Raw genomic sequence first — 12,487 nt, forward strand, 5'->3', positions numbered from 1 at the left:
CGATAAAAGAGCGCGTAAATAGCCCGGCCTTTTGCCGGCGCAAACCGGCTGAAAGGGTGCGCCTTATGGCCGCTCCTTATCGTCTCCAGCGCCGGGAGACGCGGTCTCGGGAGGGGCGGGGTCGGCCTCGCTGGCCAGGATTCTGGTCAGCATAAAACGGCTGACGAATTTGCTGTTTTTACCCGCCTTGCGGTACTTGATATAAAAATAGCCGATGACGGAAAAGACGACGGCGCCGATAAAGTTCACGAACAGGTCCTTCATCGTATCAAGAAGGCCGAGGTCCAGAAAACCATTGATGGTGGTCTGCGTGGTCTGCCCGTTTGACGATGCGGTGATGATGGACCCTGTGATGCCGTTCAGGATGACGGGGATGTTGCGCCCATTGGGATTCAGCATGACGGAGCTGATGGAATGGACGATGGCGTCCTTCTGCATGTCGGTTCTGAAGAGCTGATCGCTGAAAAATTCGATGAACTCCCACAGTACGCCGATGGTCATGGAAAAGCAGAAGGCGACAACCGCCACGAACAGGGGAGACATGCTGATGGAGAAGCGGTCGTTGCGGTTTAGAATATCGATCAGCGCGATGCCGATGGCCGCACATAAAAAGCCGTTGATCGTATGCAGCATCGTGTCCCAGCCGGGGACATTGACGTAATACTCGCGGATCTCGCCGAGAATTTCCGCCGCGAAGATGAACAGCAGAATGATAACCTCAAGGGTATCCGGCACATCCACCTTGATCCGCCGTTCGACGAACGTGGGAATTGTAAACAAAATGAGCGTCAGAAAGCAGAGAAACACGTTTGTATATTCGTGATTGAACAGCTGCTCTATCATGACGACCACGACGAACAGCCGCAGAAAAAAGTAAAGCGCAAAAAGGCGGGGATGGCTTTTTGCGGTTGTTTTCATATGCCGCCAGATTTTATTGAGTCGTTTTTTCAGTGTTTGATTCATATGTACTCCGTTTTGCCCGCGCAAAACATCCGGTCCTACTTTCGCCCGATATCCGTCCTGTAATGGGCGTTTTTGAAGCTGATGCGGCCGACGCCCTCGTAGGCGTGTTTGACAGCCGCCGGCAGGGAACCGGCCACAGCCGTGACGCCGAGCACGCGCCCGCCGCTCGTATAGTATGTCCCATTTTTCAGCGTTGTACCGGCGTGAAATACCGTAATGTCGGCCGGCACGGCGTCAAGGCCGGAAATCTCGCAGCCCTTTTCATAGCTGCCGGGGTAGCCGCCGCTGGCCATGACGATGCAGCAGGCCGCGCCGGGCCGCCATTTAATGTCAATATCGGAAAGCCGTTCGTCAACAACGGCCTCGAAAATATCCAAAAGATCCGTTTCCAGCATGGACAGGATGGGCTGCGTCTCCGGGTCGCCGAAGCGCGCGTTGTACTCCACGACGCGCGGCCCCTTTGGCGTGAGCATCAGCCCGAAGTAGATGACGCCCTTAAAGGTCCGGCCTTCCTTTTTCATGGCGTCGATCGTGGGAAGGAAGATCGTCTTCATGCACGCGTCGGCAATATCCGGCGTATAGTTTGGACTCGGGCAAAAGGCGCCCATGCCGCCGGTGTTGGGCCCCTCGTCGTTGTCCAGGGCGCGCTTGTGGTCCTGAGAGGACAGCATGGGCACGATCGTCCTGCCGTCCGTGAAGGCCAGGACGGTGACCTCGGGGCCAGTCATGCACTCCTCGATGACGACGGAGAGGCCGCTGTCGCCGAACTTTTTATCCAGCATCATGGAGCGCACGGCCTCGATCGCCGTTTCCACATCCTGCGCCACCACGACGCCCTTGCCCAGCGCCAGCCCGTCGGCCTTTACAACGATGGGCGCGCCCTTTTCGCGGATATAGGCCTCGGCTTCCTGCAGCTCGGTAAAGACCTCGTAGCCAGCCGTTGGAATGCCGTATTTTTTCATCAGACTCTTGGAAAACACCTTGCTGGCCTCGATCACCGCGGCGTTCCTGCGCGGCCCGAAAGCGCGGATGCCGTTATCCTCCAGCGCGTCCACCAGGCCCAGCGCCAGGGGATCGTCCGGCGCCACCATGACGAAGTCCACGGGGTTATTTTTCGCAAACCCCGCGATACCGTCAATATCGGTGGCCTTGATGTCCACGCACTCGGCCAGCTGCGCGATGCCGCCGTTGCCCGGCGCGCAGTAAAGCTTATCCACGCGGGGCGACTTTCTCAGCGCCCAACAGATGGCGTGCTCCCGCCCGCCGCCGCCGACAACAAGAACATTCATGGTGTGACCTCCAGATTGGAAAATTATCGGATACCCCGCCGCGCCGACAAGAAAGGCGCGTCAAGGATGCCGCGGCTACGCAGACGAAGAGACGGACGGGCGATTGATAATCGCCCGTACAGTAGAATCCGGGTATTTCGCGCTCATCTGAATAGGTAAGCATCGCAAAAAGATCCGGGGCGCAGCCCCGAACAGGGTATGGGGCGGAGCCCCATAAAGGGGTCATAGGCGCAGCTCAGCGAGCGAAAGCGCGCCGCGCCGGGTGGCGCGGTTAAATCGAGCGACAGCGAGATTTATGCCGAGGCGGAATTCATTTCCGCCCGGCAGATAAAATCATAAGGGGCCCCCGCGCGGCCTGCCGCGTGGGGAAAACGGGTGGGTTATTAATGATGGAACAGGCGGATGCCGGTGAAGGCCATGACCATGCCGTATTTGTCGCAGGTGGCGATGACGTTGTCGTCGCGGATGGAGCCGCCGGGCTGGGCGATGAAGCTGACGCCGGACTTTTTGGCGCGCTCGATGTTGTCGCCGAAAGGGAAGAAGGCGTCGCTGCCGAGGGCCACGCCGCCCATCGTGGCGATCCAGCTCTGACGCTCCTCGCGGGTCAGTACCGGCGGCTTTTTAGTAAAGGTCGTTTCCCAGACGCCATCGGCGAGCACATCCTCGTATTCGTCGGAGATATAAACGTCGATGGCGTTGTCCCTGTTGGGGCGGCTGATATCGCTGCGGAACGGCAGGTTCAGCACCTTCGGGTGACGGCGGAGCCACCAGTTGTCGGCCTTGCTGCCGGCCAGGCGCGTGCAGTGGATGCGGCTCTGCTGGCCGGCGCCGATGCCGATTGCCTGCCCGTCCTTCACGTAGCAGACAGAGTTGGACTGGGTGTATTTCAGCGTGATAAGAGCGATCACCAGGTCGCGTACGGCGCTCTCGGTGAGCTCTTTATTTTTCGTGACGATATTGGACAGCATGCCCGCGTCGATTTTCAGGTCGTTGCGGCCCTGCTCGAAGGTGACGCCAAAGACGTCCTTGTGCTCCAGCTTTTCGGGGACATAGCCGCGGTCGATTCTGACGATGTTGTAGCCGCCCTTGCGCTTCGTTTTGAGGATTTCCAGCGCCCGCAACGTATAGCCGGGGGCGATGACGCCGTCGGAGACCTCCTGGGCCAGCAGCGCGGCGGTCTCCTCGTCGCAGACGTCCGAGAGGGCGGCCCAGTCGCCGTAGGAGCTGAGCCTGTCGGCGCCCCTGGCCTTGGCGTAGGCGGAAGCAACGGGGGACAGCGGCAGACCCTCGACAAAGCATATCTTCTTTTCCATATCGGTCAGCGCCGTGCCGACGGCGGCGCCGGCGGGGGAGACATGCTTGAAGGAGGCGGCGGCGGGCTGGCCGGTGGCTTCATTGAGCTCCCGGACAAGCTGCCAGCTGTTGAACGCGTCGAGAAAGTTGATATAGCCGGGCTTCCCGTTCAGGACATCGATGGGCAGCGCGCCGCTTTTCGTGAAAATCCGCGCCGGCTTCTGGTTGGGGTTGCAGCCGTATTTCAGTTCAAGCTCGTTCATGACAGCACCTCGTCAGGAGTTTTTGTTGATGATGACGCTCTCGCTCTCGCCGGTGTTCAGGTCTCTTGAATAGGCGTAGAGAGCGACCTTGTTGTCGCCGTCTAAAGCGTCCCAGACCGCGCCGGCGTACTCGCTGAGCGTGCCGGTCACGGCCACGGTTCTCGGCTCACCCTCGAAGGAGGGGATGGGATCGCCGTCGCTTTTATAGGTGTGGATGAAATGGCCCATACCGGCCACAGGCGCGTCGTACTCGTAAAAATAACGGCAGCAGCAGGCCGGGTCCCCGTTCATGCTCTTGAGGATGGAGAGCTTGTAGCTCCCGTCCGGCATCACCAGGCCGGAGATGCGCGGCGTATAATTTGGCGCGTCGGGCTCGAACTCCCGCTTTAAAAGCGCCGAGTGAAAGCTGTTGTCGGCGCTCAGATTATCCCGGATCGTGTCCGTCTGGTCGCCGTTGGTGACGACGATATAACCGTCGCTGAAGCGGACGGGATGGTAAATGACAAGGCTCGGGTCCGATAGCAGCGCGGGATCGTGGGCTTCGGTCCTGATGCCGTCGTCCGTCGTGACGAAAACGCGGTTCCGGCTGTTGACGCTCCGGCCCATGATGAAATAGATAAGGACGGCGCGGGAGCCGTCCTCGCTGCGGCCCAGTACGATACCGCGGCCCGGATAAGTGTTTGCTTTAAGCTCGTTTGTAATATCAAAGGGTTTCATTTCTCATTAGCCCCATTCCGATTTTTTATGCGTCCTTGATGTGGACGATGCGCCCGACGACCTTTAAGCGGCCCTCGCAGTAGAGTGAGACGGCCTCGGGGAGTATCTTCCATTCGACCTCCTCCATGATCCGCTTCTGCAGGGAGGCCGGCGTGTCGTCCTCGCGGACGTCGATGACCCGCTGGAGGATGACGGGACCGGCGTCGGCCACCGCCGTGGCGAAATGCGCCGTCGCGCCGGAGACCTTGACGCCGTAATTGAGCGCCTCTTCGTGGACGCGGATACCGTAAAACCCATTGCCGCAGAAAGCGGGGACAAGGGAGGGGTGGATGTTGATGATCCTGTGCTCGAACGCCTCCACGACGGGGGAGCCCAGCACGACCATGAAGCCCGCCATTACGACGAGCTCAATATCGAGGCTTTTGAGCTTCTGGTAAATCGCCTCGTTGAAGCCGGCGCGGCTGGGGAACATGCTGTAGTCAACGACGAATGTCTGGATGCCGGCGTTTTTGGCCCGTTCCAGGGCAAAAGCGTTGGGGCGCGACGAGATGACGGCCGTCAGCTCGCAGTTTTTGATCTTGCCGAAATTGTGCGCGTTGATGATGGCCTGCAGATTTGTACCGTCGCCGGAGACAAGAATCGCCGTCTTTACCAACTGAGCTCAACTCCTTTTTCACCTTTTACGCAGCTGCCGATCACATATGGATGCTCGCCGATCTGAATGAGGGCGTTGAGGACCTCACCCACGTCCGCCTGGTCGACGGCCATGACGAGCCCGATGCCCATGTTGAAGGTGTTGTACATATCCCGGACGGGGATATCACTGATGGAGGTAAGATACGAGAAAATGCGGCTTTCCGGGAAATCACACGGCCGGATGACGGCGGTGATGTCGTCCGGCAGCATACGCGGGACGTTTTCATAGAGCCCGCCGCCGGTGATGTGGCAGATGCCCTTGATATTCAGCTTGAGTGTTTTAATAAGGTGCAGGACCTGGCGGACATAGATGCGGGTGGGCCTGATAAGCTCCTCGCCCAGCGTGCCGAAAAACTCCGGGATTTTTTGCTCCAAAGAGTCCGGCGTCAGGTCGAGCACCTTGCGGACAAGGGAGAACCCATTGGAGTGCAGGCCGGAGGAGGCCAGGCCGATGAGCCTGTCGCCCGGCGCTATGGTGCTGCCGTCGATGATCTTGCCGTGGTCCACCACGCCGACGGCGAAGCCGGCCATATCGTACTCGTCCTCGGGATAAAAGCCCGGCATTTCCGCCGTCTCGCCGCCGACGAGCGCGCAGCCGGCCTGGCGGCAGCCGTCGGCGATGCCCTTGACGAGCTGTTCCGTGCGCGCGGGGATATTTTTGCCCAGGGCGAGATAGTCCAGGAAAAACAGCGGCTCCGCGCCGCAGCAGATAATGTCGTTGACGCACATGGCCACGCAGTCGATGCCGACGGTGTCATGCTTGTTCATCATAAACGCGACCTTCAGCTTTGTGCCGACGCCGTCGGTGCCGGAGACAAAAACGGGCCGTTCCATGCCCGCGATATTCGGCTCGAACAGGCCGCCAAAGCCGCCGAGGCCGCCGAGGACACCCTCGCGGAAAGTGCTTTTGACAAGAGGCTTGATCCGCTCCACCGTTTCATAGCCTGCAGTGACGTCCACGCCGGCGGCGGCGTAGCTGTCGGAAAATGAATTCAGCATCTTTTCTTCCTTTCGTGACGGGAGGACTTACTTGCCGAAGAGGCGCCTGGACATCTCCTGATAGGCGCCTTCCACGTTGCCGAGGTCCTGGCGGAAGCGGTCCTTGTCCAGCTTTTCGCCGGTCTTGGCGTCCCAAAAGCGGCAGGTGTCCGGCGAAATCTCGTCGGCCAGGATGATTGTCCCGTCGCTGGTTTTGCCGAATTCCAGCTTGAAATCGACCAGCGTGATGCCGCATTCCAGAAGGGTGGATTTCAGAAAATCGTTGATTTTATAAGCGTATTCGCGGATCAGAGCCAGCTCGGATGGGGTCGCGAGCTCAATGGCGTAGATCTGGGAATCGTTGATCATGGGGTCGCCCAGATCGTCGTTTTTATAGGAAAATTCCAGCGTCGGCTTTTTGAAGACGGTACCCTCCCTGACGCCGAAGCGCTTGGAAAAGGAGCCGGCGGCAATATTGCGGACAATGACCTCCAGCGGGACGATTTTAACGGCCTTGACGAGCGTTTCCCTGTCGGAGAGCTCCTCGACGTAATGCGTCGGCACGCTGTCGGCGGCCAGCAGACGCATGAACTGGTTTGTCATGCGGTTGTTGATGACGCCCTTGCCCACGATCGTGCCCTTCTTTTCACCGTTGAAGGCGGTGGCGTCGTCCTTATAGTCGACGATGAGAAGGTCGGGATCGTCCGTATTAAAAACTTTTTTGGCTTTTCCTTCGTAAATCTGTTCCAGCTTTTTCATATATCGACAACCTCGCTCTGCAATTTTTTATCCTTTTCGATAACGGCGGAAGCCATATTTTTCTTAAATTCCTCAAGGCGCGAGGCCAGCGCCTCGTCCGAAAGCGACAGGATCTGGGCGGCCAGGATCGCGGCGTTGTCGGCGCCGCCGATGGCAACGGTGGCCACGGGAACGCCGGAGGGCATCTGCACAATTGATAAAAGACTGTCCAAGCCATCCATTGTAGAGGATTTTATGGGCAGTCCTATAACGGGAAGCGTCGTGTACGCGGCGATGACGCCGGCCAGATGCGCGGCTTTTCCGGCGGCGGCGATAATAACCCCAAAGCCGTTGTTCCTGGCGGATTTTGAAAATTTTTCAGCGGCCTCCGGCGTCCTGTGGGCGGAAATCACGTGCGCTTCAAACGGTATCTCAAAGCTCTTGAGCCGCTTGATCGCACCTGAAACAACGGCAAGATCGCTGTCCGACCCCATGATGACGGCAACTTTTTTCATATGAACCTCCAATGCGCCGGGGCGCAAAATTTAAGACTCCCGGTTTGGGAGCTGCTGTTCATCTGTTTCGGCCCTTTTTGGCGGACCGGCGTCAGGGTATGCGGCTGTAAATATTCGCCCGCGCAGTGCTTTCGGCGGCAAATATGAAATTCACGTAAAATTCAGCAATTATGCTTGTATAGTATAATAAACAGGCTTTATTTTCAAGGTTTACAATAACAAAACGTTAAATTTGTGATAATTAACAACGTCCTGTTGTAAAGGTTTGATATTTGAGTTAAAATAGCAACAATGATGATCAGAGGAGGAAACGAATGCCGGAAACATATCTGCCCACCGTACTCGACAACCGGAGGCTGACGGAAACCGTGCACGCGCTGAGGCTTCAGTCGGCTGAGCTGGCGCGCGCGGCCCGGCCCGGCCAGTTTGTTCATATAAAATGCGGCGAGGGGAATCTGCTCCGCCGGCCTGTCAGCATCTGCCGGGCAGAGGACGGCGTCCTCACCGTTGTGCTGGAGGTCCGCGGGGAAGGCACGCGCTGGCTCTCGCAGCGGCGCGCGGGGGATATGCTCGATGTTCTCGGCCCTCTCGGGCGGGGCTTTGACCTGAGTCATAAAAATATAATCGTCGTGGGCGGCGGCATCGGCGTGCCGCCGATGCTGTTCGCCGCGCGCGCGGCCGGGGCAAAGGCGGCCGTCCTGGGCTTTCGCAGCCGGGAAAACGCCATTCTCGCGGAGGAATTCCGGGACGTCTGCGAAGCGGTTTACATAACGACAGATGACGGTAGCCTCGGCGAACACGGGACGGTAGCCGGGCCGCTGGAGCGCCTGCTCAGGGAGGGCGGCTGCAGCGCCGTTCTGGCGTGCGGCCCCAGGCCAATGCTGCAGGCCGCTGCCGCTCTGGCTGAAACGTACAAGGTGCCCTGCCAGGTGTCGCTGGAGGAGCGGATGGGCTGCGGCGTCGGCGCCTGCCTCGTCTGCGCCTGCAAAACGGTCGTGGACGGGAAGGAAAAGATGCGCCGCGTCTGCAAGGACGGACCCGTATTCCCGGCGGAGGAGGTCGTGTGGTGACGGCGGATTTATCTCTCATTTTTGCCGGCGTGAAATTCAAAACGCCGGTGGTCGTCGCCTCCGGGACCTTTGGCTTCGGCCGCGAGTATGGCGAATACTTCGACCTTAACGACCTCGGCGGTATCTGCGTCAAGGGGCTGACGGTAAAGGAACGCCCCGGCAATCCGCCGCCGCGGATCGCCGAGACGCCGATGGGGATTTTAAACAGCGTCGGCCTGCAGAATCCGGGCGTGGACGCTTTTATCAGCGGGGAACTGCCGAATCTCCGGCGGTTTGACACCAATATTATTGCCAACATTTCGGGAAATACTGTGGAAGAGTACTGCGAGATGGCCGAAAAGCTCTCGTCGGCGAAGGTCGACCTCATCGAGGTAAACATCTCCTGCCCCAACGTCAAGGCGGGTGGGCTGGCCTTCGGCACCTCGTGCCAGTCCGCGGCGCTGGTGACGCGGGAGGTCAAAAAGCACGCGGCGGTGCCGGTGATGGTGAAGCTCTCGCCCAACGTCACCGACATTGCGGAGATCGCCCGCGCCGTGGAGGAGGCGGGCGCGGACGCGCTGTCTCTGATCAACACCCTTTTGGGTATGCGCCTCAATATCGAGACGTTCCGGCCGGTCCTGCGCAACAACACGGGCGGGCTGTCGGGCCCCGCCGTTTTCCCCGTGGCGCTGCGGATGGTCTGGCAGGTGGCAAACGCGGTTTCCATACCTATACTGGGAATGGGCGGCATCAGCACGGGCGCGGACGCCGTGGAGATGCTGATCGCCGGGGCCGATATGGTCTCCGTCGGCACGGCGCTGTTTGCGGACCCTTATGCGCCCCTCAGCGTCACGCGGGGGATAAAAGCTTTTATGGAAAGAAAAAATATAAAGTCAGTGACAGATTTGACTGGAAGGATTTTACCGTACTGAAATGACAACAATTTATCTCATCAGGCACGCCGAGGCGGAGGGCAACCTCTACCGGCGCATCCACGGACAGTATGACAGCATCATAACGGAGCGCGGTAAAAAGCAGATCGCGCAGCTTGAAAAGCGGTTTGCCGACGTCCCGGTGGATTTTGTGTATTCCAGCGACCTCTTCCGGGCGCGGGCCACGGCCGGCGCGGTAACGGCACGCGGCCTGCCCCTGTCGGCGACGGCGCGGCTCCGGGAGGTGGCCATGGGCGTCTGGGAGGACCGCACCTGGGGCGAGGTGGAGCGGTTCGAGCCGCAGCAGTTGGATTACTTTAATAACGACCCGTCCCGGTGGACGGTGGAGGGCTGCGAGGATTTTGACAGCCTCCAGTGCCGTCTGACGGGCGCGATACTTGATATCGCCGCGCGCCATGACGGCAAAACGGCGGCGATCGTCTCTCACGGTACGGCGATCCGCGCGTTTGTCTGCGGCATTTACGGCGTCCCCCCGCAGGAAATAAGCCGTATCAAGCATTACGACAACACGGCCGTGACGCTTTTGCGCATCGGCAACGGAAATATAGACATAGAATATGCCGGCGATAATTCGCACCTGACGGAGGAGCTGTCCACCTTTGCCCATCAGAAGTGGTGGCGGGAGAACACGACCTTCGACAGCAGCAATCTCCGCTTCGAACCCTTCAGCCTCGAAAACGACGCGGCGCGGTACCTGGAATTCCGGCGCGACGGCGGGGAGACAGGATACGGCGCGGCGGAGGGCCGGGAAAGCTATTGGCTCGAGCGTGCCCACCGTCACGCCGCGGCGCACCCGCGGGCCCTGTCGCTGGCGCTGATCTACGATACGCCCGCCGGCCTTGTAGAGCTGGACGTGGAAAGCGGCGCGGACGAAAAAGCCGGCGTCATCGATTTCTTCTATATGCTTCCGGAGCATCGCCGCACCGGCATCGCCGTCCAGCTTTTGGGCCAGGCGGTCTCCGTCTACAGGCCCCTCGGCCGGGAGAAGCTCCGCATGACGGTGAACGCGTTAAATGAGCAGACGCTCGGCTTCTGCACCAAGTACGGCTTTGAGAAGACCGGCGAATACACCGGCGACGGCGGCCGGTACATTGTGCTGGAACTCGACATCACGGTGCGGTAGGGGATAACGAGGCGACTATGACAAACAGCGCTTTTTTACCGGTCTCGCTGGAGGACATGCGTTCCCGCGGCTGGTATTATTATGATTTTCTGCTTATAACGGGGGACGCGTACGTGGATCACCCGAGCTTCGGCACGGCTGTCATCGGGCGTGTGCTGGAGGCGGACGGATACCGGGTCGCCGTGCTGGCGCAGCCGGACTGGAGGAGCGCCAAGGATTTTCTGGCGATGGGGCGGCCGCGGTACGCCGCGCTTATCGGGGCGGGCAATCTGGACTCCATGGTGGCCCACTATACGGCGGCGAAGAAGCCGCGCAGCGAGGATTTCTATTCTCCCGGGAAAAAGGCCGGACTCCGGCCGGACCGGGCCACCATCGTCTACGCCAACAGGGTGCGGGAGGCGTTCCCCGACCTGCCGGTGGTCATCGGCGGGCTGGAGGCGTCCCTCAGGCGCTTTGCCCATTACGATTACTGGGAGGACAAGGTGCGCCGGCCGATCCTGTTTGACGCCAGGGGCGACCTGCTCGTTTACGGCATGGGCGAAAACGCGACGCGCGAGATTGCCGGGCGCCTGGCCGGCGGCAACCGGGTGCAGGAGCTGACGGACATCAGGGGCACAGGCTTTGCCGCCGCCACAATCGATGATTGCCGGTTTCCCTACGTCGAGTGCGCCTCCTGCGAGGACGTGTCCACCGACAGGCGGAAATACGCCGAGGCCAACAAGCTTCAGTACGAGGAGCATGACCCGGTGCGGGGGAAGGCCATCCTCCAGCGCTGCGGGGACAAGGTGCTGGTCGTCAACCCGCCCCAGCCGCCGCTCACGACGAAAGAATTCGACCGCGTCAGCGCGCTGCCGTACACGCGCGAGGTCCATCCGATATACGACAGTCTCGGCGGTGTGCCGGCCATCGAGGAGGTCCGGTTCTCGGTCATCCACAACAGGGGCTGCTTCGGCGCCTGCAATTTTTGCGCGCTGGCGTTCCATCAGGGGCGGATGGTGACGTCGCGGAGCCACGAATCCCTCATCCGGGAGGTCGAGGGCTTTGTGAAGCACCCGGAATTCAAGGGGTATATCCACGACGTGGGCGGCCCCACGGCGAATTTCCGGAGCCCATCCTGTAAAAGCCAACTGAAAAACGGACTCTGCCGCGATAAAAGCTGCCTGACGCCGACACCCTGCAAAAATCTCGAGGCGGACCACACGGATTATCTGCAGCTGCTGCGCAAGCTCAGCGCCATCCCCGGCGTCAAAAAGGTTTTCATCCGCTCCGGCATCCGCTTCGACTACCTGATGGCGGACAAAAACGGCGAGTTTTTCGCCGACCTCGTCAAAAACCATATTTCGGGGCAGCTGAAGGTCGCCCCGGAGCACTGCGTCGACGAGGTGCTGGACTACATGGGCAAGCCGCACCATGACGTTTATACGCGTTTTGAGGAAAAATACAACCGCCTGAACGAGCGGTACGGGAAAAAACAGTTTCTCGTGCCGTATCTCATCTCGTCCCACCCCGGCTCGACGCTGTCAGATGCCGTCCAGCTGGCGGAATACTTAAACCGCCGCGGCGTCCAGCCCGAGCAGGTGCAGGATTTTTATCCCACGCCGGGGACGCTGTCCACCTGTATGTACCACACCGGCTACGACCCGCGCACGATGCAGCCTATCTACGTGCCCAAATCGCCCCGCGAAAAGGCCATGCAGCGCGCGCTGCTGCAGTGGAAGCGGCCCGATAAGCGCCAGCTCGTCCTTGAGGCACTGCGCGAGGCGGGCAGGGAAGACCTGATCGGCTACGGCAAGCGCTGCCTCGTCCCGCCGCAGCGGCGGCCGTCGGGAAACAGCAGCAAACCCGTCCCTCAAAAGGACCGGAATAAAAAAACAGGCCGCCGCAAATAGCGGCGGCAAAGCCCGGCGGAA

The 12,487-nt window shown here is 60.0% G+C and carries 12 protein-coding genes; 4 read left to right on the forward strand and 8 right to left on the reverse strand.

Features of this window, described 5'->3' with window-relative positions; genetic code table 11:
- Positions 1–63 precede the first annotated feature (63 nt).
- From BUB60_RS08035 to purE, 8 genes are all read right to left on the reverse strand, one after another.
- On the reverse strand, positions 64–918 hold the full coding sequence (locus BUB60_RS08035; protein ID WP_159435368.1) for a DUF2238 domain-containing protein: 855 nt from the start codon (positions 916–918) through the stop codon (positions 64–66).
- An 80-nt stretch (positions 919–998) separates the two neighbouring features.
- Positions 999–2,252 (reverse strand): phosphoribosylamine--glycine ligase, encoded by a 1,254-nt coding sequence (gene purD / locus BUB60_RS08040; RefSeq protein WP_073077524.1) that lies wholly within the window; start codon positions 2,250–2,252, stop codon positions 999–1,001.
- A 383-nt stretch (positions 2,253–2,635) separates the two neighbouring features.
- Positions 2,636–3,808 (reverse strand): phosphoribosylaminoimidazolecarboxamide formyltransferase, encoded by a 1,173-nt coding sequence (locus BUB60_RS08045; RefSeq protein WP_073077525.1) that lies wholly within the window; start codon positions 3,806–3,808, stop codon positions 2,636–2,638.
- Between the two features lie 12 nt (positions 3,809–3,820).
- Positions 3,821–4,525: an IMP cyclohydrolase gene (locus tag BUB60_RS08050; protein ID WP_073077527.1), complete on the reverse strand. Its 705-nt coding sequence runs from the start codon at positions 4,523–4,525 to the stop codon at positions 3,821–3,823.
- Between the two features lie 25 nt (positions 4,526–4,550).
- The gene (purN, locus tag BUB60_RS08055) at positions 4,551–5,180 is read right to left on the reverse strand and encodes a phosphoribosylglycinamide formyltransferase (protein WP_073077530.1); all 630 of its coding nucleotides are present in this window, start codon (positions 5,178–5,180) and stop codon (positions 4,551–4,553) included.
- Complete coding sequence (gene purM, locus BUB60_RS08060) at positions 5,174–6,220, reverse strand: phosphoribosylformylglycinamidine cyclo-ligase (RefSeq protein WP_073077532.1); 1,047 nt, start codon at positions 6,218–6,220, stop codon at positions 5,174–5,176. The genes purN and purM overlap by 7 nt, the downstream gene beginning before the upstream one ends.
- Positions 6,221–6,247: 27 nt before the next feature.
- The gene (gene purC, locus BUB60_RS08065; RefSeq protein WP_073077534.1) at positions 6,248–6,958 is read right to left on the reverse strand and encodes a phosphoribosylaminoimidazolesuccinocarboxamide synthase; all 711 of its coding nucleotides are present in this window, start codon (positions 6,956–6,958) and stop codon (positions 6,248–6,250) included.
- Positions 6,955–7,452, reverse strand: coding sequence for a 5-(carboxyamino)imidazole ribonucleotide mutase (gene purE / locus BUB60_RS08070; RefSeq protein ID WP_073077536.1), 498 nt, complete (start codon positions 7,450–7,452; stop codon positions 6,955–6,957). The genes purC and purE overlap by 4 nt, the downstream gene beginning before the upstream one ends.
- Before the next feature lie 314 nt (positions 7,453–7,766).
- Between purE and BUB60_RS08075 the strand changes: the two genes are divergently transcribed.
- The 4 genes from BUB60_RS08075 to BUB60_RS08090 are packed head-to-tail and all read left to right on the forward strand — an operon-like array spanning position 7,767 to position 12,466.
- Complete coding sequence (locus BUB60_RS08075; protein WP_073077538.1) at positions 7,767–8,522, forward strand: dihydroorotate dehydrogenase electron transfer subunit; 756 nt, start codon at positions 7,767–7,769, stop codon at positions 8,520–8,522.
- Complete coding sequence (locus tag BUB60_RS08080; protein WP_084726340.1) at positions 8,516–9,433, forward strand: dihydroorotate dehydrogenase; 918 nt, start codon at positions 8,516–8,518, stop codon at positions 9,431–9,433. Before BUB60_RS08075 ends, BUB60_RS08080 begins: the two co-directional genes overlap by 7 nt.
- 1 nt (position 9,434) lies before the next feature.
- Positions 9,435–10,577 carry a GNAT family N-acetyltransferase gene (locus BUB60_RS08085; RefSeq protein WP_073077542.1) on the forward strand — a complete coding sequence of 381 codons (1,143 nt, stop codon included), beginning with the start codon at positions 9,435–9,437 and terminating at the stop codon, positions 10,575–10,577.
- 17 nt (positions 10,578–10,594) lie between these two features.
- The gene (locus tag BUB60_RS08090; RefSeq protein ID WP_073077544.1) at positions 10,595–12,466 is read left to right on the forward strand and encodes a YgiQ family radical SAM protein; all 1,872 of its coding nucleotides are present in this window, start codon (positions 10,595–10,597) and stop codon (positions 12,464–12,466) included.
- The last annotated feature ends 21 nt before the right edge of the window (positions 12,467–12,487 follow it).

This window comes from Sporobacter termitidis DSM 10068, assembly GCF_900130065.1.
In the GTDB taxonomy this organism is placed as follows: domain Bacteria; phylum Bacillota; class Clostridia; order Oscillospirales; family Oscillospiraceae; genus Sporobacter; species Sporobacter termitidis.

What these genes read in the sequence shown, in the direction of transcription:
- BUB60_RS08035 (WP_159435368.1), bottom strand. Translation starts at nt 918, where the DNA reads ATGAAAACAACCGCAAAAAGCCATCCCCGCCTTTTTGCGCTTTACTTT.
- purD (WP_073077524.1), bottom strand. Translation starts at nt 2,252, where the DNA reads ATGAATGTTCTTGTTGTCGGCGGCGGCGGGCGGGAGCACGCCATCTGT.
- BUB60_RS08045 (WP_073077525.1), bottom strand. Translation starts at nt 3,808, where the DNA reads ATGAACGAGCTTGAACTGAAATACGGCTGCAACCCCAACCAGAAGCCG.
- BUB60_RS08050 (WP_073077527.1), bottom strand. Translation starts at nt 4,525, where the DNA reads ATGAAACCCTTTGATATTACAAACGAGCTTAAAGCAAACACTTATCCG.
- purM (WP_073077532.1), bottom strand. Translation starts at nt 6,220, where the DNA reads ATGCTGAATTCATTTTCCGACAGCTACGCCGCCGCCGGCGTGGACGTC.
- purC (WP_073077534.1), bottom strand. Translation starts at nt 6,958, where the DNA reads ATGAAAAAGCTGGAACAGATTTACGAAGGAAAAGCCAAAAAAGTTTTT.
- purE (WP_073077536.1), bottom strand. Translation starts at nt 7,452, where the DNA reads ATGAAAAAAGTTGCCGTCATCATGGGGTCGGACAGCGATCTTGCCGTT.
- BUB60_RS08075 (WP_073077538.1), top strand. Translation starts at nt 7,767, where the DNA reads ATGCCGGAAACATATCTGCCCACCGTACTCGACAACCGGAGGCTGACG.
- BUB60_RS08085 (WP_073077542.1), top strand. Translation starts at nt 9,435, where the DNA reads ATGACAACAATTTATCTCATCAGGCACGCCGAGGCGGAGGGCAACCTC.
- BUB60_RS08090 (WP_073077544.1), top strand. Translation starts at nt 10,595, where the DNA reads ATGACAAACAGCGCTTTTTTACCGGTCTCGCTGGAGGACATGCGTTCC.